Here is a 22366-nt window from a genome sequence, read left to right on the forward strand (position 1 = left end):
GTCTTGCAAGCTCATCCGTTCTATTAAGCCTTGGTATGAAGTTTCTGTTCGTCAGTGCAAGCATTTGCGTCCGACTTCCTTCAGATTCCGCCTCACGGCGGACACCCTTGTCTTTCGCTAACAGTTCCTACTGCCAAGTCTGTAGTGGACTTTCACCACCAAGTTATCGCCCATGCCGGGCGCACAAGCAACAAAAGACTTCCTGCCAAATAGCGCAGGAAGTCTTTTGTCTATTATGAACGTTTAAACTGGAGATACAGCTGTCTTTTTCTTGTGTCCGAATCGTTTAGGTTTAATTAACGTATTTGATTCAACTTCGCTTTCTTCAATTGTGCTTCCTTGAAGTTTATTAATCAGTGGATTCAGTTTCTCCACTTCAACACTCAAAGACTGGGCAATTTCTGTCGTCTCTTTAATGAGTTGTAGCTGTTTGACTGACTGTTCATCAGTCGTATCGGTAATATCTGCTGTTTCCTCTGCAATTTCCTGCATCAGATCCAATGCTTCCACTATTTTTTGGGAACTGGAGGAGATGGAGACTGAGGTTGCAGCAGTTTTTGTAATATCCCGGTCTAACGTCTGTACGGCTTCCAGTATGGACTGGAATTTTGATTCAGTCTCAGCGACGCTCGATATACTGTCAGCCATTTTGGTCTCTCCGAAACTCACGGATTCACTTGCCTGATTACTGTAAGACTGGATCGTTTTAATAATCATGGCGACTTTTGTGACGGCTTCATCTGTCTGGTTCGATAGTTTTCTGACTTCCTCAGCAACTACCGCAAATCCTTTTCCTGCAGCACCGGCCTGGGCGGCTTCTATAGCTGCATTCAATGCCAGTAAATTCGTTTTCTCAGATATTGATGAAATAACTGTTATAATACTATCGATTTCTTTGGAACGAGAATCCAGAGAGGAAACCATCTGTTTCACATGATTAAAAGCTTCTGATAGCTTACCCATTTCCTCGGTTGTCTGCTCGACCAGTTTGAATCCTTCGGTTGATTCAGTGGTCATCAATTTCGAAGAAGAGACAATGTTTTTTGAATTCAATTCAATCTCTTCAATTGCTTTCGAGAAGGAGTCAAGTATTTCTTGACTGTTCAGCACTTGAGTAACCTGTTTCTTGGATCCATCTCTGATTTTCAGTATTGAGTGTTTGACTTCTTCACTGCTGGACTGAGTAGAGGAGGCGTTAAATGCTAATTTCCGTGCTGTTGCATCTACCTGATTACTTGTGCCAACCAGCTGTTCAATAATTGACTGTATCGTCTGCTCGCTGGCGTAATTGATAGCTTCCAGATCTTTCACTTGTTTTTTATTTGATATGATCTGCATGATAACGGCTCCAGATGTCAATACAACAAACACTGCATGTATAACAACCATCAAGAATGAATAGTCACCTGGTCCGTATACAAATAAAGTTGCTGGAGGGAAAAAATATCCCAGTAAGTGCTGGAAAGCAAATAATCCGGCCATTAATATGACGAGTTGGATTGAATTGTAGTATGCCATAGTGGCCAGTACCATAAAAATGCCGAAATGGTATTCAACAGCTCCATTCCCCCCCATTATCATACTGATAATAGAAAAGGTCAAAGTCAATGTCACTAGTAGTGGAAGGTATTTAAAAGTAGGACGTTTTATATGCAATATAAAGGACAAGGTCAGTAAGATAAAGGGAAGTGCTAGAAAAAGACTGTTTACAGCAGTGAAATAAGAGGGGAGATTAAAAGTTGCCAAGTCTTCAGCTGCACCAGTGTGATCGTGTTCTCCCAATATGTTTAACCGATGAAACCCCTGGACAAGCATCGTCAAAGAAAATGTTATACTTGCCAGTCCAATCATTAATTTATTCTTATTCATTCAATCAATCCTCTATGTTCTAAATTTAAACAACGCTCGTTATTTAGTATCCTTACTATCGGATCATCAGTAAAATGATTAAGCAATAGGGACCATTTTATTCAAAAATAACTGTATACTAATGATGTACAGTATTTAATGCAGACTGATATGTTCAGATGGAGGGTTATTATGATTGAACAATGGAACCTTAATATAGAAGAGACTAAAATCTGGGTAACATTAGGAGGAAGTGTATTATTTTCCTTTCTATTGGCAGTTTTTGTGATCTCATTGGATACACGAGTGATTCCTGTACTTGATCAGTTCCCGACTTGGACGTTGACTAGTGTGAATCTGGCCAGAGAGATTCTTAGCTTATTAGCAGGATCATTGTTCTCTGTCGCTACTTTTACCTTTGCGACGATGCTGACCATTATTACTTTATATACCTCGAATTTCAGTCCCAGAGCTATTGAAAACTTTTTACTAAATAAAACCTCCATGCAGACGCTGGGTATCTTCTTAGGCGGATTCATCTATTGTTTATCTTCACTCTTTTTCATGAGAAGTTCAGAAGATGAATTTCTTGTTATCTCAGCCACAGTCGCTTTATTTTACGCCTTCGGATCAGTTATTATGTTTACACGCTTTGTTTACTCAAGCTCTCAATTTGTCCAGCTGGAAAAACTGATTCATAACCTCTATTCTGATGCGAACAAAGTGTATGACGATTATGTCAAGCGCTTTGAGGCATACAAAACGGTTAAACATTTGCCGGAAGTAGAATTCTTATATACTTATACCATTAATGCAGTTCAAAGTGCCTATATTGAGCACATAGATTTTGAAGAGCTAAAAAAAGGTGCCCAGAAAACAGAAGCTCTCATAAAAGTCTATATACGCGTTGGCCATTTTGTGGCAGAAGAAGAGCCTGTTGCTGAAATTAAAACCAACCAGAAGCAAGAGGATCTTGACCAATTAACTGAATCGGTTAATAGAAGTTTGAGTTATGAAGAACAAAAATCAACTCTCTATGATCCGGATTATGCCCGTTCCAAGTTAACGGAAGTTGCGTTGAGAGCAGTATCTCCAGGTATCAATGATCCGAATACTGCTATCCATATACTGCATTATAAGGCTTTATTAGAAAAAAGATTAGCCTCTCTACCAGGCAAGTACGTCATCATTAAACAGTCTGACGAACCCTTAGAGCAAGAGGAAACATCAGAAAAATACGAAGGAACGGTCTTTTATCGGTATAACGACTTTTCTGAAGGTTTGTATAGAGGGTACTGGCAACTGGTATTTTATATGCAGAAAGATATATCCGGAGTACATGCGCTCTTTGAATCAGTCAAGACAATTGCTTATACAGCACATTATGACTAAAAAAAATTTCGAAGAGTCATTTGATTTAAGAATTATTGAGAAAGATTATGAAGGTAATCAGACAATACTTGCAGGCAGACAGAATAGAGTTGGAGATTAGCCAATCAAAAGGTGGATAGTTAACTATCTACCTTTTTTTGTTTGTTCTTTTTTTGAAAAATAGGTGTTAATAATCAGGAGAAATAACCGATAGTAATAACTAGGTAGACTATACAAGGAGTGATAGGGATGGAGTCAGTTGTATTTCCAGCAAGTGAATTAATTGGTGAAGCATCTACAAAGAAGAAGAGTATGAAAGATCTATTTAATGATAAGGCAAATAAAGTATTAACCTATTTAATAATGGGAATGATGATGAGTGCTTATCCAGTTGTCTATCTCTTCTCTATGATGGGTTGGATACCTTCTGAGAATTTCTGGTCGTTTGTTTTATATACTGCAATTATCTGTACGTTCATGTATGTATCCTATCGATTACTTGGTGAAAAAACATCAGGAAAGTTTATTACAGTGTTTCTTATGTACACTTTACCAATCGCCATTAACATAACTTTACATACTCGTTCGGCCTGGACAGTACTTTTTTTATACCTAATCCTTTCATTGCTCTACTTGGACAAAAAAGTATTAGTGTTATCGGGAATTTTAGGATTGGTAAACCTTGGACTAATCATCAGTTTAGACTTTACAATGATAACTGATACATTGGAATAGGGCATCATGGGCGTCCTTTATCTATTCGCCATTGTTGCAGGATACGTGGTGGTCTCAAGTGGAGAACGTTTGATAGCAAAAATAGAAGAAGAATCCGCACATTCTGCATTTCAGACTGATCACATGAGTACCATTATTAAAGCAGCTCAATCAACAATCGAACACCTTCGCTATAGTGCACAGTCACTTGATAAAACGAGTGCCTCCATAGTAAAAGCTTCAGACGAAGTCAATCGTGCAATAGAGGATATTGCCAGTTCGACATCGAGTCAGGCGGAAGATACTGAGAATGGAGCTATTCATGTCAATGATCTCGGGTCTTTGCTGAAAGAGCAATCAAAGCACATGATTAAATTAACTGAAAAGACTCATGAAGCAAGCAAGTTAAGGGAATCCAGCATGAAGAATTTAACCTCCTTAACGGGCAATACTAATTTAAGTATTGATAATGTTAAGGAAATTGAAACAATGATTCAATCTACTTCACTATCTGTTTCCAAAATCGAAGCGGCATCAACAGAAATTGCCAGCATTTCTGAACAAACGAACTTGCTGGCGCTCAATGCCTCAATTGAAGCAGCACGAGCGGGTGAAGAAGGCAGAGGGTTTGCTGTTGTAGCAGAAGAAATAAGAAAGCTGGCTGAAAAGTCTCATCTATTTAATGAAGAAATTGTCCAAGTCATCAGCAACTTAACCAGTCAAACTAAAGAAGCTGTTGGAGCAGTTGGTAATCTTAGAGATATTACCAGAGAACAACAAGGCAGTTTAAATGATACGAATAAGCAATTCGATTCACTGTCGAAAGCTATTTTAGTATTAGAAACGGTTATTTCTAAAGTCGCTGAAGCGGGTCAGAAAATGGAAGTTAAAACGGATGAGCTGATTGATATTATGCAGAGTCTGTCAGCATCTTCTGAAGAAAATGCCTCAACAACTGAAGAGATTTCAGCATCTACTGGCTCCACGGCAAATGATATTTCACTGATTTCGAACGAAATTCATGATATCACAGGACAAGTAAAAGAATTGGAAAAAGTTATAATTGAATAAAACTCTGAATTAATGTGAACTATATCTTACAGTCCTAAAAATAAACTATTTTTTCGGTCTTATTTCAGAGTGTTCTGCTTACATGTTGTGATAGACTAGTGATAAGGCTTTTCTCGTAATGAACTTGCATAATGTAATCGAAGTTGGGTTACATTATGAAAAAGGAGCACGGAATTGTATGGTAAACACCCATGGATGGTTTTTGAATATAAGTACTCTCCAGCCAAATTACCAATCTTTGCTGGAATACATGATGGCAATAGCACTATTAGGACTCGTTTACATTTTGACCAGACGATTCTTCAAGCCAGCTCATGTTTACTCGATCGTGAGTGACCCCTTTAAATATCCAGACGGGAATAACAGAAGACAATCTGTTAAAAAATGGGTATCGGCAATAAAACAGACATTTTTTTCAGGTAATAAAAAGGAACAGTACCTTCAGGAAGAAATTCAGAAAAAACAGCACCAGATAAACCAGATCAAATATTTTGATATGCTGACTAAATTACCTAATCGTGAAAAATTAATGAAAGACTTTAAAGAAAAATTGACTGCTCATACTAACAAAGATTCTTTTGCTGAAGTATCTATCTTCGTTTTGGATATTGACCGTTTCAGGATAATTAACGAGCTTCATGGACGTGATGCAGGTAACAAGGTTTTGATTAAAGTTACTGAACGATTGCATACATTACTGGGTGACCGTGCAGTTATCGCCAGAGAAAGTGAAGACGAGGTTTATATTCTTGTTGATGGTGTGAATGAAAAACAAACTTTGCAGATAGGGCGGGACATAGTTGATCTGTTTACAAAACCCTTTAAAGTTAATCACTCCACCTTTTATGTGACTGCCAGTATAGGGATCAGCCGCTATCCTGAAACGGCTCAGGATATGGAGGCATTGCTCCAACAAGCTGAGATCGCTATGTACAAAGTTAAACACTCTGGAAAAAATAATTATCATTTATTCATGACAGATGATGCTGCCGCAATCGAACGTAAAAGACGCATAGAATTCGGACTGAAAGAAGCCCTTTTAAATAATGAATTGTACCTGGTCTACCAGCCGAAAGTTGAAATGACGAATGGTGAGATTTATGGAGTGGAGGCGCTACTTAGGTGGGAAAATCCTATACTCGGTTTAGTGTCACCAGGTGAATTTATCCCAATAGCTGAAGAAACCGGTATGATCAACGAAATTGGATACTGGGTGATTTATGAAGCCGTCAGACAAGCAAAAGAATGGCAAAAACAGGGAATGTTTTTACATATTGCTGTCAATGTTTCTGCCCTACAGTTTGAGGATCCTTACTTTGTAACACGCATTAAAAATGTGCTGGAATTATATGAGGTCGATGCCAGTCAATTCATAGTGGAAATCACGGAAAGTATTATGCAGAATGTTGAACAGGCTAATGGCGTCATTAGAGAACTGCATAGTATTGGTATCAATGTTGCGATTGATGATTTTGGAACGGGTTATTCCTCTTTAAGTGTTCTGAATAATGTTCTGATTGATATCGTGAAGATAGATAAATCATTTATTGACCACGTTGTGTCAAAGGAAAATACAGCAGCATTAGTCAAAACCATGATACAAATGGGCAAGAGTTTGAATTTTAAAATTATTGCAGAAGGCATTGAAAGCCTTGAACAATCCAATTTTTTAAAGGAAAACGCCTGCGAGTACGGGCAGGGTTATTATTACAGCAAACCAGTCCTGCCAGCTGAAGTATCTAAATTAACGCACCTAAGTTTATCAGATGGCTTGAACTAAAAAAATCTCAATAAAGTATGACTACAGATTTTATTTTAATCTTCTTCATCTTTGTTGAGATTTTTTTAGCATTTATGCACTGTAATGTGAACAAATTATTGCGGGAATAGTATTCACACAAGTGATATAACACTAAATTAACATAAATGGATACAATATAATGGTATCGTTTTAAAACCGTGGCAATATGAGATTAGTTCACAATTTACTTTAAATTGGAAAGGATTGACTAGTAATTTAATAAAGGCTAAACTAACAATAATGAGAATTTTATGATAAAGCATTCACAATTGCTACTGGAGGATGGTAGATGATCTCGACACTGAAAAAAAGGTTGATCTGGATAAGTTATCTAGTTTTTTCGCCTTTACTGTTTTACATCGTATATCACTTTTCGCCTGAGACGCCTGATTTTATGACGATTGAGTTCAGTATTTTTGTCGTACTTAGTATCATTGTGGCTTTGTATCCCATTCAGACAGAAGATACCATTTTATTTTTGATTAATGGCGTATCACTGTCTACATTTGTCCTATTCGGATTATTTGCAGAACTGGTCTTAACTACTCTTGCTCTAATAGCATTAATGATTCGGTCAAATATAAAAGCAGATGAACATTACCGGTATCCTCTAAACCTTTTAATGTTTCAACTATTATCAGTTTTATCTGCTGGGTCTTATTATCTCTTAAATCCATATATAAACCCACTTTCTTTTTATAATCATAGTCTGACTCTACTGGTTATTTATATGTTCGTTCATTTGATCGGAAACCAATTGGGGCTATACGTTATCAGTCGCTATTACTTCAGAAATAAAGAAATAAAACTGTATGATAGTCATTTGAAATTTTCTATAATTACTTGCCTGTTCACGGTACCCGTGTCATTTATACTAATTTATTTAGTTGAAGAGTTAAGTATAATAGGCGCTTTGATTGGTGCAATCCCATTTGTAACCATCACACTTGGTCTGAATTTCTTCTACAAAAGTAAGATGAACAGTACATATTTAAAGAAAGTAAATAGTTTGGCTAAAAATCTGACTGAGAAAAAGAGGCGCAGTGAAGTCATTGAGACTTATGTAAAATCACTTGCCCAAATTTTTCCAGTAGATGCTTTATCCTATTTCACAGTTTCACCAGAAGAAGAATTACATCGAATCGTTGTTTATCAGGAGACAAAAGGGATAGAAACGATGAAAGAAGCATTTTTGGTAAATAACCAATCTATCTTGAAGCAGGCCACATGGGCTAAAGATATTTTATATTTTAGCCGATCATCTGACTGGAAAAAATACTGCATAAATGACATCACGTATCCTGCTGAAAGTGCGCTTGTTCTTCCCGTCCTGTCTAATAATGAAGTGACAGAACTCATTTTACTCAGTCATCGGACGAAAAATATGTACAATGATATGATTGTCTCTCTGATTAAGATACTTCATCAATATTTTGCAGTAGCTTTGGATAATGCTGTTTATTATGAGCAGTTAGAATTGAACAGTGAAACAGATTATCTTACCAGCTTACCTAATTTAAAAGGGTTCTCCAAGAAATTAGAAGAAGCATTAGCTGGATCTTTAGAATCTGTCTCCCTGATTGTAATGGATCTCGATCGGTTTAAACTGACGAACGATACTTATGGCCATCAAGCGGGTAACGAAATACTGAAACAAGTTGCACGGCTACTTGAAAGTAGCGTTATTTCGAATCAATTAGTTGCAAGGTATGGTGGAGAGGAATTCGTCCTGCTTCTTCCCGGATATTCTAAAAAAGAAGCCGGGGAACTAGCAGAAGGTATACGAAATCAGATTGACCGTCATTCTTTTACCATAAGCCAGTCGATTCAAAACACTACGAGCAGTAGTGTATCTGTTACAGCGAGCTTAGGTGTCGCAACCTACCCTGAAGATGCTAGAGAAGCGGACGAGCTGATTACAACAGCTGACAAAGCCATGTACATCGGATCCAAACAAAAAGGGCGGAACCGAGTAACGATCGCAAAAAAAGGAAGTTATCAGAATGCAGTTAAAGAAACCAGTTAAATTGAATGAAGAATCAGGTGTGACCCTAATTGAACTCCTGGCAGCGATAACTATCCTGTCGATTATCGTGACTGCTTTTCTGTCTTTTTTCATCCAAGGTGCTCGTACGAATAATAGAGCCAGTGATATCAATGAAGCAACTTTCCTTGCTCAGGAAGAGATGGAATTGATGGTTCATTATTCTCAAACATTGACTATTGAGGAATTAAGAAACCAGGATAATTTCGAAGGTAATTCCAGCCAGGTGATCAAAACACGTTCTGCCGAAAACGGCTATCATATAGAAACTAGTGTCAGGACAAGTAGTTCAGCTGCTAACATAGATAATTTATACACTATAATAGTAACAGTCAGAAAAAACGGTTCTACACAAGCTTTACTCGAGAACAGACTTGCATTCGAATGAGGAATCTATAATGAAACTATGGAAAAAAAGTGAAGAAGGCTTTACGTTAGTTGAGCTTCTGGCAAGTATAGCCCTCTTGTCCGTTGTTATTTTACTGGTAGGATCGGTCCATATTTTCGGTCAGAGCCAGTTTATTAATCAGACAGAATCTGCCAGTCAGTCAAATGATTTGAGGTATAGTCTGTCTATGATTTCAAGGGATGTAAGAAGTGCTGAGGTCGTCACAGTAGAAGGTGCCACTTTGAGAGCGGATGACATAACCTATACTTTCAGTAATTCTACTCTTACAAGAAATAGTGAAATTTTATCAAATCGAGTTGGAAGATTTGTCCCAGAAATGCTTCCAGATGGGGTACACATAACAATTTCAAGCACAGATAACAGGCAAAACCAGTCAAAAGAGTATGAAACGACCATATACTTCAGGAGGTGATAAGCATGAAGCATACACAGATTTATTTTTTCCAGAATGAAGAAGGCAGCGGATTGATACTGGCTTTAATGACTCTATTGGTATTGTCTGTTCTGGGCGCATCATTAGGTGCAATCACGATTGGCGGATTTAGACTCAGCAGTGTGAACCGGGATACGACTTCTGCTTATTACATCGCTGAAGCGGGTATTAATCAGACTTACGAAGAGATGAAATCGATTGTGTTAAGTGCCTATGATGATAGTTCTAATCAGGCCAGTTTTTTTCAGAAAATAGATTCGACTTCGAGTTCGATCAACGGTAAAACAATTGATGGATTCAGTAATCAGTTTGGTGATTCTCCAAAAGCTGTAGTCAGTATTAAGGTTGAACCTGGAGAAAACAGTAACACCAAAACGTATACTTTAATATCTGAAGGAAAAGTCGATAATAAGAATAGGGTAGTCGAAAAAATGTTTGATGTGACTTGGGTAGAAAAAACTACACTAGGTGGGCTGCCTGCTTTGCCAGCCAATGCAAGTTTGATTGTTAACAGCGATATCAGCTTTACAAATGGGAATATAATTGGCGATATCTATTTGAAGTCCAACCAGCCAGGTTCTTTTACGATAAGTAATTCTGGTACAGTTACTTCTAACAGTTCAAACATATTTGTTCCTATAGTAAATGATAGTATTTATAAATCAATTAGTGGAGATACTATCATTCAAGGTTTTAAAAATAGAACGAGAGTAGATTCAGTTACTAATGATTGGAGTGCATATAATAAAGCTATAGAAAATATTGCTGTTCCTCCCATTTCAAATTTTTCTCCAATTGAAAATAGAACAGTTAATAGAGATAGCAACAGACATGATGTCCAAAGGAATAATAGTGTTTTTGTAAATAATTATTTGGTGGCTGACTATACAATGGATTTAACTAAGGATATATATATTGATACTGTAAATATTAGTTCGAACTATAAATTAAATCTTAAGACTAATAATAAGACCATAAATATAATCGTTAAAGATCTAAATATTTCTCAAGGATCAATCAATATAACGGATCAAGGGCAGATTAATTTTTACGTAACTAATAGTATCACCCTAGGAGGCGGAAGTACAATTAATAGTGGAGGTAAACTGAGTCAGATGAACATGTTCTATTTCGGGAATTCAAAGGTATCTTTATCCGGTTCTCAAGCTATTAATGGCTCTCTTTTCAATGACCGGGCGGAACTTGAACTGACTGCATCGGGAAATATAACTGGGTCAATTTTTTCAAGAGCCTCCGCACCAATCACTATTAGTGGAGGGTCGTCTAACAATATCCTCTTATATGCTCCTAACGCGACTGTTAATGCACCTAATGGAAAAATTACTGGTGTCGTGCTCGCCAATAAGTTTAATATTAGTGGTGGCGCAACAATTGAATATAAGCCCTATGAATTAAATGATTTTCCATTTTTGAATCATTCAGTAAAGGAAGATACTTCTTCGCCGGAGGATGTCATTAAAGCGAATCCGATCATAGAACGAAGATAATAAGGAAGGTGTTCTCATGGCCCAGACTAAACGAAAAAAAGTAGGCGATTTATTAAAAGAAGCGGGACTTATAACCGAAACGCAAATCGTTGAAACAATCGAGCAAAAGAAAAATAATCAGAAACTGGGAGATGCTCTAGTTGATCAAGGATACATAACAGAGAAACAATTACTTGATGTCTTGGAAATCCAATTAAAACTTGAAAGTGTGTCTCTCTATCAATATCCCATTGATAAGAGTCTGATTGATATTATTAAGAAAGATTTTGCACGATCCAACCTACTGCTCCCAATATCTAGAGAAAATACCCGTTTGATTGTAGCAATGAATGACCCCTTGGATTTCTATGCCATAGAAGATCTGGAACTGTCCACTGGTTATACTGTGCAACCTGTTATTGCGGCTAAGGATGATATCCTTCAGACTATTAATCGACTTTATGACAGTAACGATGTGGCTATTGAAGACATTGAAGGTGAAGATGCGCCTGCGGTTCGTATATTTGACCAGTTACTCGAAACGGGTGTAGCGATGCATGCGTCAGATATTCATTTAGATCAAAAAGAGAGTGCTGTCAGTGTCCGTTATAGAGTTGATGGTGTTTTAAGAACAGATAGAACATTACCTAAAACGCTGATGAACTCACTAGTTGCGCGTATTAAAATTATGGCAGGGCTTAATATTACTGAAACTCGTCTACCTCAAGATGGCCGTATCAGTACGGATGTTATGGAGAAAAGAGTAAACCTGCGAGTTTCAACTTTGCCGACCGTTTTTGGCGAGAAAGTCGTTATTCGTATTCTGGATATGTCCAATGTGTTTAAAAAAATTGAGGATATAGGACTCCAGGACGATACTTTGAGAGCCTACGAGAAACTTATCAAGCAGCCAGCAGGCCTGATTTTGCTGACGGGACCGACCGGCTCAGGAAAATCATCCACGCTATATGGCTCCATAAACGAATTAAACAGTCCGGAAAGCAATATTGTAACTGTAGAGGACCCAGTTGAATATCAGCTGGAAGGTATTAATCAGGTCCAAGTTAATGCACCAATCGGCCTGACATTTGCTGCTGGCCTTCGTTCAATATTAAGACAAGACCCCAATATTATAATGGTCGGAGAAATAAGAGACAGAGAAACGGCTGACATCAGTATTCGTGCATCTTTAACAGGTCACTTAGTATTTAGTACCCTTCACACTAATAGTGCAATTGAGGCCATTCCTCGTCTGTTTGACATGGGAATAGAACCTTATCTGGTCGTTTCTTCACTGAGTGGTGTAATGGCTCAACGTCTAGTTAAAACGGTTTGTAAAGACTGTTCATATACAAGAAAAGCAAGTCCTATCGAAAAAGATGTTTTCGAAAGACGAAGTCAGACAATTGACGAAGTGACGATTGGTCGAGGGTGTGACCGCTGTCGTCATACTGGTTACCGCGGACGTATGGCTATTCATGAACTCATCGTTGTTGATGACGAGATGAAGCAGCAGATGATGAACCAGGCAACAATGCAGGAGATCAAAACGTACGTCAAGAAAAGAGGCGTTCGCTTCCTGATAGATGATGGATTAGAAAAGGTTAAGCAAGGAAAAACTACTTTAGATGAAGTATTAAGAGTCGCTTCAGCTGACGAATAAAAGGATTGACATAATGGAAAAATTAAATGCGTTACTGACAAAAGCAAATGCACTGGAAGCATCAGATGTTCACATGGTTGCAGGATCCGCTCCTATATTTAGAATCAACGGTAAACTGACACCTGAAAAAGAAGGTAGACTTATGCCGGATGATACAATCGAAATGGCCCGGGCAATACTGACCGATAAATTGTGGGACGAGCTTCAAGAAAAAAGAGAAGTGGATTTATCTTATGGAATACCGGGTGTGTCCAGATTCAGAGTTAACATCTTTCATCAGCGTAGTGCTGTTTCCCTGGCTTTTCGTGTGATACCCAGAGATATCCCATCGATCGACAGTCTGGGCATTCCAAAAAAATTAAAAGAGCTGGTCAAAAAAACCCACGGTCTTATCTTAGTAACGGGGCCTACCGGAAGTGGAAAAAGTACATCACTGGCTTCAATGATCGACTATATGAATAAAGAAATGAATCGCCATATCATTACACTTGAAGATCCTATTGAATATCTGCACTCCCATAATCAGTCTATTATTGAGCAGAGAGAAATAGGCTTTGACACATTATCATTTAAAGACGGTCTACGTGCAAGTCTGCGTCAGGATCCTGACGTGATTTTGGTGGGGGAGTTAAGGGACTTGGATACAATCCAGACAGCCATTACCGCAGCTGAAACGGGTCATCTGGTATTGGGTACGTTACACACACAGGATACGACCGGAACAATCGACCGTATTATAGATGTGTTCCCAGTTCATCAGAAAAATCAGGTACGGACAATGCTGGCCAATGTTCTCCTGGGAGTGTTATCTCAGAGATTATTCCCTACTTTGAACCTGCCTGGCCGTGTGGCCGCAACTGAGCTGCTGATCAACAATGCGGCAATTAAAAACCTGATTCGAAATGAAAAAATGCACCAGATTCCAAATGTTCTGCAGACTTCCAAAGATCAGGGAATGCATACAATGGAAATGAGTATGAAGCAGCTGATTGCTGAGAAACAGATCAGCGAAATGGAATTACTCCCTTATATCAGTGGGAAGTAATCAAGAGGGGGTAAAATATGGCTACGTATGCGTATAAGGCTAAGACATCTGAAGGAAAAGTTCTAAAGGGCAGACTTGAAAGCACCAACAAGAAAGCTGCAGTCATAGAGCTGGCTCAAATGAACCTGATCGTTTTTGAAGTTGAGCCCTTGAACTCATTTTTGTATAGAGATATTTACATCGGAAAACCGCTCAAGCAGAAAGAGTTTGTCCTGTTCTTAAGACAGTTTTCTACGTTATTGGAGGCTGGTATTCTGCTGATCGATTCGATCGATCTTCTGGCTGAACAGACAGACAGTAAAGCTTTAAAAGAAGCTCTAGGGACTATTTCAGTCGAAGTTAAAGAAGGCATAGCCTTATCTGACTCGATGAAAAAGTATCCGAAGCTGTTCCCTGAATTACTGGTTCAGATGATCCACTCAGGTGAAATCAGTGGTCAGCTGGAAGATGTCATGAACCGGATGGCGACTTACTTTGAAAAGCAGTATCGGATCAAACAGAAGGTATCGACTGCACTGACTTATCCAATCGTCGTTGCCTCCTTCGCAATTATCATTACTGTATTTTTGCTGGTCTTTATCGTTCCGATTTTCGGAGACTTGTTTTCCTCGTTTGGTGGAGAATTACCGCTTATCACGCAAATGGTATTAGGATTCAGTGGCTTTATTCAACAGTTCTGGTGGCTATTTATCGGACTACTGCTGAGTCTGGCAGTTGCCTTTGTTCAGATTAAAAAAAGAGAGACGGGTGCTTATTTACTAGACAAAATGGTACTTAAACTTCCTATTGTCGGATCGTTTGTTCAGAAAGCAGTACTGGCACGTATGACACAAACGCTTAGTTCCTTGCTGAACAGTTCGGTCCCGATTCTCCAGGCAGTGGAAGTAACGAGTAGTGTCGTGGGAAATCGTGTAGTCAGAGACGTGTTACTTGAATCTAAAACGTCTTTAGAAAGAGGTGAGTCTCTAGCAAAACCTATGGAAGGGCACTGGGTGTTTCCATCACTGATTATTCAGATGATTCGTGTAGGAGAGTCAAGCGGATCTTTGGATGAAATGTTAAGTAAAGTGGCTGGTGTATATGACCAAGAAGTGGAAGAAGCATCCGATAAACTGCAGTCGCTGATCGAACCTGTCCTGATTATATTTCTAGCAGTAATAGTGGGGCTTATAGTGCTGTCGATAGTGGTTCCTATGTTCAGTTTATTTGACACATTTTAATTAATATTCATGAATTATTAACGAGAACGATTGTAATTTCACAAACAGTAAGTTATAATCAATCATAGTAAATTGTCGTAAAGCTTATCAAATAAGGCTTTATAACAGTCTGCTGACAATCCCAAACACGTATTGTGCACTAATTTAGTTTGAATTAGGATTAGATGAACTACATATTTCAAGACCTGCTCATCCTATTTTACTATTTTTATGCATAAGAACGAAAATTTATAGGAGGAATAATAATGAGAAACAAAATCAAGCAATTAATGAATAAAGAAGAAGGATTCACACTAGTTGAGCTATTGGCGGTAATCGTTATTTTAGGAATAATTGTTGCTATCGCAATCCCTGCTATAGGTAACATTATTGACAGAGCTCAAGGTGGAGCAAATGAAGCAGAAGATGCACTAGTAATCGATGCTGCTAGATTGTATTTTACCACTACTGATGAAGCGCATGGTGGAAGTGTAACCGTGGGGACTTTAAAATCTGGTGGATATATAGAGGTACGAGACAGTGAAAACTTATCTGATACTATTACTGTAACTAGAAGTGGTGGCGATGGTGATGCTTATACCTACGACATCACTGAAAGGTGACAAAATAGTTAATCATTCGAAAGACCCTACCCAAGGGTCTTTCTTACTACATAGGAGTACAAAATGGAACTATTACTGAGCTTTATCTTTTTCACGTATGGACTGATATTCGGTTCTTTTTTCAATGTGGTGGGTTTACGCGTCCCCAATAAGACATTGTTTAAAGAAAACCGGTCTTACTGCGACACATGTGAGCGAACGCTGACATGGACAGAACTGATTCCCGTTTTTTCTTATCTGGTGCAAAGAGGGAAGTGTAAGAAATGTCACCAACCGATTTCCATTTTATATCCCTTAATGGAGTTGGGGACAGGCATTCTTTTTGTACTAAGCTACTGGCAATACGGCTGGAGCCATCAACTGGTTTTAGGTCTTTTGCTTGTCAGCCTGATTATTCCGATCACAGTATCTGATCTGGCCTACAAAAAAATTCCTAACCGCCTGCTGTTGTTTTTCACGCCATTATTTTTAGTTTATCGCTTCTTTTTTCCTCTAGATCCATTCTGGCTGACCTTAATGGGATCCTTATTAGCTTTTGTTCTTATATTTCTGGTGATACTGGTTTCTAGAGGAGGAATGGGGATAGGCGATTTAAAATACTTCACTTTGTTTGGGTTCATATTTGGACCAATTCAGTTTCTGCTGTTGTTCTTTTTATCCACTTTGTATGGAACACTGGGTGGACTGATTACTATGCGGGTCAAGAAAGTTGGTAAACGAACAAAAATCGCGTTCGGTCCGTATATTGGACTGGCTGCTCTGACTGTCTTTTTTACTGGTGAACAAATCATCAGCTGGTACTTGTCGTTATTTTAAACACCCACTTACTCATTGATTCTTTTTGGAGGAATTCAAATGTTATTTAAAAGTAAACCGATTTTACTGATTCAATTTCTGGAACGTAGTATCCGATACATTGTTATGGATGCTTCTAAGAAACTAATCGTAGAGAAAGATGAACTGGTGTTCGATACCGCTATTATTCAGGAAGGTAAAGTGACCAATGTGTCTTTACTTCAGGCCAGACTGGATTCGCTTATTAAAGAAAAGAAATGGAAAAATGCGAAAGTCTCGATCATTTTACCTGATGATTTTGTAACGATCCGAGAAGAAAAAATCCCAGTACAATTGTCCTATAACGAGATCAAAGATTATTTGCATTTACATATCAACCAGTCTATACGATTGCCTTTCGATGATCCGCGTATCGATTTCGAGGTCATCAGCAAGGATGAAACAACCCAGACAGTGTTTATTGCTGCCTACCCAGGGGATCAGGTTCGAAACTATCTGAGTTTATTGGAGAATGTATCGCTTAAGCCTGAAGTGGCTGATATTTCTGCACTGTGTATGTACCGTGTGCTGTCCAGTCAAAGTAAAGTTACCTTTTCCGAAGACGCTCATATTATGATGCTTCAGTGGAACCCAATCGATACATCTATTATGGTTTTTCATAAAGGCATTCCTCAATTTAATAGACACACCCGTTCGACTCGTCTGACAGATGCCTGGAACCTGACTAAAGAAGGGAAATGGGAGTGGAAGATTGCCGAAAGTGACTTGGCAGACTTTTTGGAAGAACAATTAAATGGTCTGGAACGCTTTATGGAGTTTTATCGGTACTCTGTTATGGATGGCGAAGGCAGTATTACAAATATCGTCTTGTCCGGCTATTTCCCGGATCTGGACCGATTAAAAGACCTGCTGAATGACCGGTTTTCAGTGACAATTCATTCCCTGGATTTGCCAGCAGGGCTGACTCAGGCGGATGCTGCTTTATATGGCTTGTCTTTGAAAGAAAATAAAAAAAAGGCAACGCTGTTCAAACAGGAGAACAAGTCAGATAAAGTAACTAAAAATTTCTTAAAAAAAGAGTCAATGAGGAATGAGACAGAAGATTTAAGTGAGGGAGAAGTTGCAAATGATTGAGTTAAATTTCTTCGAGCGAAAAGAACGGAATGTCCTGCCTCATTTCATGGTTCTCTTTTTCTTTGTCGGTGTAATCGTCATTAGTATATATTTTGTAATCATGCATGGTGTTCATACTCGTCAAGATGCTTCCAACCTTCAGATTTTAGAACAGCGATCAGAACAAGTTGCTTTGTCCAGAGAAATGGAACAGATCGAGCAAATGACTGTTCAAAACAATCAGGCAATAGTTGCCTTGGAAAACGAACACTATCCGATTGTATTCTTAACAGAAGATATTGCAGGCATTATCTCAGATGACGAAGAAGTCGTTGTTTCTTTTCAATTGACTGTAACGAATGAAGTGTTACTTCAAGTCGACCATAATGGAATAGACGATAGCAGTGAACTCATAGCTGATCTGGAACAGATTCCGTATATCAGTCGAGTCAATTTGATTCGTCTTGAACAGCAGACTCAGGAAGAAGAGACGGTTCTGATCGATCTGACGCTTGAACTAAATGAAGCTTTATTGAGAGAGGTGGCGGCAGAATGACATTAAAATGGAATAGAGAATCACTTCTTATCCTGCTGACGCTTCTTATGGTACTGGTCGCCTTATTTTACTATGGTAATCGTCTATTTATTGAACCAGTAAAAGTTACCGCAGACACATCCTCTCAACTGGTAACTGACCAGGAAGTCCTGTTGAATACCTTTCCGCCTTCAGATACCCTGCGGACAGAACTGGAAGAAGAATACGCGAACTCAAGTGAATTCATTCCTAGTGGTGAACGTATCAATGAAGCAATCGTTATGCTCGAACAAATCGCCGAATCAAATGATGTCAGGCTTTTACAGATGTCTCAATTGAATGAACAGCAGCCCGTTGAAGGTTTGAGTGATCTGTTTATGACCTCGACTTATCAAATCGATATGGAGAGCACTTCGGCCGCAAGTTTACGAGGTCTGCTTTCAGATTTGTCTGAACAGGACCGGTTATGGAACAGTCAGACATTTTCTTATCAGCGCGATAGTGAGGATATTCTATCTGGAAGTCTTATAATCGATTTGTATTATCATGTTACTTCAGTTAACTAATAGCTTAAACAGTTTAAACCGCGACATGGGTTTAAACTGTTTTTTTCATATAGTAAATGGGTCTCAATGTATGATAAGATAGGGAAAACAGAGGGTGGAAAAGAGGGAATCTTAACGTGTCGTATTCAAGTGAAATGATTGAAGCGTTACAAAACGAGAAGCTGTCAGAAGCTGATGACTTATTAAAAAAAGCAATTGCCTACGATCCGGATGAGGATTTATTTGCATTAGTCGAAACACTTTATGATCTAGGGTTTTTAGACGAAACCAAACAAGTGGTGCAGCATTTGCTGGCATTAAATCCGCAAGAAGAGGGATTAAAATTGACCCTTGCTGAAATTTCGATCGAAGAAGGCAACGAACTGGAAGCTTTTGAATGGATCGAACAGATAAAAGAAGACAGTCCGTTTTATCCACAGGCACTGCTGGTTGCAGCTGACTATTATCAGGTTCTTGAATTACCAGAAGTTGCCCAGCAAAAACTGGAAGAGGCGAAAACACTTCTGCCGGATGAACCAGTTATTGACTTTGCCTTAGGAGAGCTTCTGTTTACAGCAGGTAAATACAAAGAAGCCATTGCACACTATGAACAGCTGATTTTGAAAGAACAGACAGAATTCGCAGGAACCAGTTTGAATGGACGCCTGGGAAATGCTTACGCAGCCATTGGTGATCTGGAATCTGCCATCGATTATTTTAATGAAGCAATTGAGCTTCATGAGACAATCGATCTCCTGTTCCAGCTGGGACTGGTTTACTTCCAGAAAAAAGACTATGACAAAGCCAACGAGTATTTCTTTAAAGTGAAAGAAGCAGACCCTAGTTATACTACAGTCTATACCTATTTAGGTAAAGGATACATTGAACAAGCAGACGAAAAACACGCTCTTGAAGTTGTTGAGGAAGGGCTTTTCTATGACAAGCAGAATGCCTCACTCTATGCTATGGGCGCAAACGCAGCTAAGAGTCTCGGACATCTGGAAAAAGCAGATAGTTATTTTCAGGAAGCAATCAAACTTGATCCTGAAAATATCACGCTCACATTGGAGTACGCACAATTACTGTTTAATCAGTTGAAATTTGAAAAAGCGCTGGAAATCTTTACCCCTAAACTGGATAGTGGAGAAGAAGACCCTCAGCTGTTCTGGTATGCGGCGATTGCCTACAACGAGCAGGAACTGTTCGAAGATGCGCGTGAACTTTATGATAAAGCGGCTATTTATTTATCAGAAAATGCTGAGTTTTTGAAAGATTATGCTGTCTTTTTAAGAGAAGACGGCGATAAAGAAGGTTTTCTGAATACTGCTAAACGCTATATTAAAATTAACCCGGATGACGATGAAGTCATTGAGTGGATTAAGTATGAAGACAGCCTGTAATTTTGGTATACTATAGATGAGCATAGAAAAGGAGGGGAGTTTTCATGTATAGTCGCGTACAGTTGAAAGATAAGAAGAAATTTCTCAAATGGTTTCTACAGAGATATCAGATGAAACGCAGAGAATCGATGTGGATACTCAATTATTTACTCAATCATGACATTGTGTTGAACAAGACTAAGTTTGTCGAAGAAGCAGACAAAACTCCTCGCGGCATTAAAATGGCTACCGTGGGAACAGAGGATGAAGCCTTCCGTTTCTATAAAGACGGACAGGAATTTGACCATCCTGAACAGGCTTTTCATGAAGTCAGACTGAACTGGCATACAGATTTATATATCGAGCTTTTATTTCAAGATTCACTCCTTTCACCTGAATATGTAGCGATACTGGAAGATAATCCTTACTCTAAATGGAACGACCGTGTGGGACATGATATCGATGAACAGGTCGATGAAGCCGTCGATGCGTTTTATTTACAGAAACAGCGTCAGCAAGTACTGGAAGATATCGATCGGGCTCTCGAGACAGATAATCGGGATGATTTTTATTCCTTAGCAACCGAACTGAAAGCCATCGAAGATCAAATGGAAAACAGTGTTTCATCATCTTGACCGCTTAAAGGAGAACCAAAATGACTGACATGACAGATATGCAAAAACAAGTCGACGAGTACATCGGCCAATTCAAGTCCGGGTACTTTTCTCCTTTGGGTCAGCTGGCTCGATTAACAGAAGAAGTAGGCGAACTGGCACGTGAAGTGAACCATCAGTACGGCGAAAAACAGAAGAAAGCAACCGAAGTGGATAAAAAGGTGGAAGAGGAGTTAGGGGATGTTTTATTTGTTCTGATCAGTCTGGCTAACTCCTTGGATATCGATTTGTCCGAGTCTTTTGAAACGGTCATGACTAAGTTTCATGATAGAGATGCCTACCGTTTTGAACGCACTGACGGAAAATTGACAGATGAACGTTAGACATAAAGGAGAGAAGGAATAGTCTGAAGCAGCTGAACTATTCCGACACTATGAGTATGAAAGTACCGATCAAAGGTGAGTTCAAGAAAGCATTACCTGTGCTGGAGACTCTACAAAAAGCTGGATTTGAAGCTTATTTTGTTGGAGGCAGTGTCAGAGATGCGTTACTAGGAAAAGCAGTAAATGATGTGGACATTGCAACTAGTGCTTTTCCGGAAGAAATCAAGCGCCTTTTCAAGAAAACTGTCGATGTAGGAATTGAACACGGCACTGTAATGGTTTTAATGGACGATGAAAGTTATGAAGTTACCACATTTCGGACCGAATCGACGTATCAAGATTACAGACGTCCTGATTCGGTCACTTTTGTGCGCTCTTTAAAAGAGGATTTGAAGCGCAGAGACCTGACCATCAATGCTTTTGCAATGGACAATGACGGTGTGATTCAGGATTTTTTCAATGGCGAAAGGGATCTGAAAGAACAAATTATCAGAGCGGTAGGAAAACCTGAAGAGCGATTTCATGAAGATGCACTGCGTATGATGCGAGCGGTCCGTTTTGCTTCTCAGTTAGGGTTTCAGCTTGAAGCTGATACGTTTTATGCCATCGTGGTCAATGCCCACTTATTACAGAACATAGCAGTAGAACGTATTCAGGTCGAATTCGTTAAGATGGCAATGGGGCAAAATGTCCTTCAGGGGATGGAAGCCTTTTTTACCACTAATCTTTATCAGTATTGTCCGGGAATGAGTCATGGGAAAGTTGCATTAAGACGTTTTTCCTTATTTCCAAGACCGGTAAAAAAAGAACGCCATGTCTGGGCCTTACTCCTATATTTCCTGGGTATTCAACAGGTCAAAGAAGGAGCAGCCTTTCTGAAACACTGGAAGCTGTCCAATCAATTGATTACAGAAAGCACTCGTATACTTGAATTGATACTGTATCGCCATCACTCCCCATTAAATCATTATAAGGTCTACACGTTTACCCCGCCCATTGTCTGGGAAACGGAAGATTTACTGGAGCTGCTGAAACTGCCATGTGATAAGCGGGCAGCCGCTAATCTGATCCATACGCTCCCCATTCAGTCGCGTGATGAACTGGACATAAACGGACGTATCATTATGGAAAAAACCAACAACAGAGGCGGCCGCTGGCTTGGTGAGGCAATTAGTATGGCCGAGAAAGCCGTTGTCCTGGGAGCTATCCCAAATGAGCAGCAGGCTATTTTAGAATGGCTGAAAGAAAGTAAGTATATATAATTCACGAACCTGATAGATATGATTCAGAGAGA

At 39.0% G+C, this 22366-nt stretch carries 21 protein-coding genes; 20 read left to right on the forward strand and 1 reads right to left on the reverse strand.

The window, feature by feature from the left end; genetic code table 11:
• Positions 1-243 precede the first annotated feature (243 nt).
• Positions 244-1869 (reverse strand): methyl-accepting chemotaxis protein, encoded by a 1626-nt coding sequence (locus tag CLV38_RS03550; RefSeq protein ID WP_106191611.1) that lies wholly within the window; start codon positions 1867-1869, stop codon positions 244-246.
• A 171-nt stretch (positions 1870-2040) separates the two neighbouring features.
• Between CLV38_RS03550 and CLV38_RS03555 the strand changes: the two genes are divergently transcribed.
• From CLV38_RS03555 to CLV38_RS03650, 20 genes are all read left to right on the forward strand, one after another.
• A complete protein-coding gene (locus CLV38_RS03555) occupies positions 2041-3240 on the forward strand; it encodes a DUF2254 domain-containing protein (protein WP_170068802.1) in 1200 nt (399 codons plus the stop codon).
• 228 nt (positions 3241-3468) lie between these two features.
• On the forward strand, positions 3469-3954 hold the full coding sequence (locus CLV38_RS03560) for a hypothetical protein (RefSeq protein ID WP_106191616.1): 486 nt from the start codon (positions 3469-3471) through the stop codon (positions 3952-3954).
• A gap of 6 nt (positions 3955-3960) precedes the next feature.
• Positions 3961-5004 (forward strand): methyl-accepting chemotaxis protein, encoded by a 1044-nt coding sequence (locus CLV38_RS03565; protein ID WP_106191619.1) that lies wholly within the window; start codon positions 3961-3963, stop codon positions 5002-5004.
• 178 nt (positions 5005-5182) lie between these two features.
• On the forward strand, positions 5183-6784 hold the full coding sequence (locus tag CLV38_RS03570) for a putative bifunctional diguanylate cyclase/phosphodiesterase (protein ID WP_170068803.1): 1602 nt from the start codon (positions 5183-5185) through the stop codon (positions 6782-6784).
• Between the two features lie 310 nt (positions 6785-7094).
• The gene (locus CLV38_RS03575) at positions 7095-8831 is read left to right on the forward strand and encodes a sensor domain-containing diguanylate cyclase (protein WP_106191624.1); all 1737 of its coding nucleotides are present in this window, start codon (positions 7095-7097) and stop codon (positions 8829-8831) included.
• Entirely contained in the window at positions 8809-9237 is a 429-nt protein-coding gene (locus tag CLV38_RS03580; RefSeq protein ID WP_106191626.1) for a prepilin-type N-terminal cleavage/methylation domain-containing protein, read from the forward strand. The genes CLV38_RS03575 and CLV38_RS03580 overlap by 23 nt, the downstream gene beginning before the upstream one ends.
• Positions 9238-9247: 10 nt before the next feature.
• Positions 9248-9670, forward strand: a complete 423-nt coding sequence (locus CLV38_RS03585; protein WP_106191629.1) for a type II secretion system protein — start codon at positions 9248-9250, stop codon at positions 9668-9670.
• Between the two features lie 5 nt (positions 9671-9675).
• The gene (locus CLV38_RS03590) at positions 9676-11199 is read left to right on the forward strand and encodes a pilus assembly PilX N-terminal domain-containing protein (RefSeq protein ID WP_106191632.1); all 1524 of its coding nucleotides are present in this window, start codon (positions 9676-9678) and stop codon (positions 11197-11199) included.
• Between the two features lie 16 nt (positions 11200-11215).
• The gene (locus CLV38_RS03595; protein ID WP_106191635.1) at positions 11216-12841 is read left to right on the forward strand and encodes a GspE/PulE family protein; all 1626 of its coding nucleotides are present in this window, start codon (positions 11216-11218) and stop codon (positions 12839-12841) included.
• 13 nt (positions 12842-12854) lie between these two features.
• On the forward strand, positions 12855-13886 hold the full coding sequence (locus tag CLV38_RS03600) for a type IV pilus twitching motility protein PilT (RefSeq protein ID WP_211295411.1): 1032 nt from the start codon (positions 12855-12857) through the stop codon (positions 13884-13886).
• Positions 13887-13903: 17 nt separating this feature from the next.
• Positions 13904-15106: a type II secretion system F family protein gene (locus CLV38_RS03605; RefSeq protein WP_106191641.1), complete on the forward strand. Its 1203-nt coding sequence runs from the start codon at positions 13904-13906 to the stop codon at positions 15104-15106.
• 245 nt (positions 15107-15351) lie between these two features.
• Positions 15352-15708, forward strand: coding sequence for a type II secretion system protein (locus CLV38_RS03610; RefSeq protein WP_106191644.1), 357 nt, complete (start codon positions 15352-15354; stop codon positions 15706-15708).
• Between the two features lie 63 nt (positions 15709-15771).
• Positions 15772-16524 carry a prepilin peptidase gene (locus tag CLV38_RS03615; protein WP_106191646.1) on the forward strand — a complete coding sequence of 251 codons (753 nt, stop codon included), beginning with the start codon at positions 15772-15774 and terminating at the stop codon, positions 16522-16524.
• Between the two features lie 39 nt (positions 16525-16563).
• Entirely contained in the window at positions 16564-17637 is a 1074-nt protein-coding gene (pilM, locus tag CLV38_RS03620) for a type IV pilus biogenesis protein PilM (RefSeq protein ID WP_106191648.1), read from the forward strand.
• Positions 17630-18172, forward strand: coding sequence for a hypothetical protein (locus CLV38_RS03625; protein WP_106191651.1), 543 nt, complete (start codon positions 17630-17632; stop codon positions 18170-18172). The genes pilM and CLV38_RS03625 overlap by 8 nt, the downstream gene beginning before the upstream one ends.
• Positions 18169-18717 (forward strand): hypothetical protein, encoded by a 549-nt coding sequence (locus tag CLV38_RS03630; RefSeq protein WP_106191653.1) that lies wholly within the window; start codon positions 18169-18171, stop codon positions 18715-18717. The genes CLV38_RS03625 and CLV38_RS03630 overlap by 4 nt, the downstream gene beginning before the upstream one ends.
• Before the next feature lie 116 nt (positions 18718-18833).
• Positions 18834-20096: a tetratricopeptide repeat protein gene (locus CLV38_RS03635; RefSeq protein ID WP_106191656.1), complete on the forward strand. Its 1263-nt coding sequence runs from the start codon at positions 18834-18836 to the stop codon at positions 20094-20096.
• Positions 20097-20140: 44 nt separating this feature from the next.
• Positions 20141-20710 carry a ReoY family proteolytic degradation factor gene (locus CLV38_RS03640; RefSeq protein WP_106191658.1) on the forward strand — a complete coding sequence of 190 codons (570 nt, stop codon included), beginning with the start codon at positions 20141-20143 and terminating at the stop codon, positions 20708-20710.
• A 20-nt stretch (positions 20711-20730) separates the two neighbouring features.
• Positions 20731-21072 (forward strand): nucleotide pyrophosphohydrolase, encoded by a 342-nt coding sequence (locus tag CLV38_RS03645; protein ID WP_106191661.1) that lies wholly within the window; start codon positions 20731-20733, stop codon positions 21070-21072.
• A 50-nt stretch (positions 21073-21122) separates the two neighbouring features.
• Positions 21123-22334, forward strand: coding sequence for a CCA tRNA nucleotidyltransferase (locus CLV38_RS03650; protein ID WP_106191664.1), 1212 nt, complete (start codon positions 21123-21125; stop codon positions 22332-22334).
• Positions 22335-22366: the final 32 nt, after the last annotated feature.

This window comes from Alkalibacterium olivapovliticus (genome assembly GCF_003003275.1).
GTDB lineage: Bacteria > Bacillota > Bacilli > Lactobacillales > Carnobacteriaceae_A > Alkalibacterium > Alkalibacterium olivapovliticum.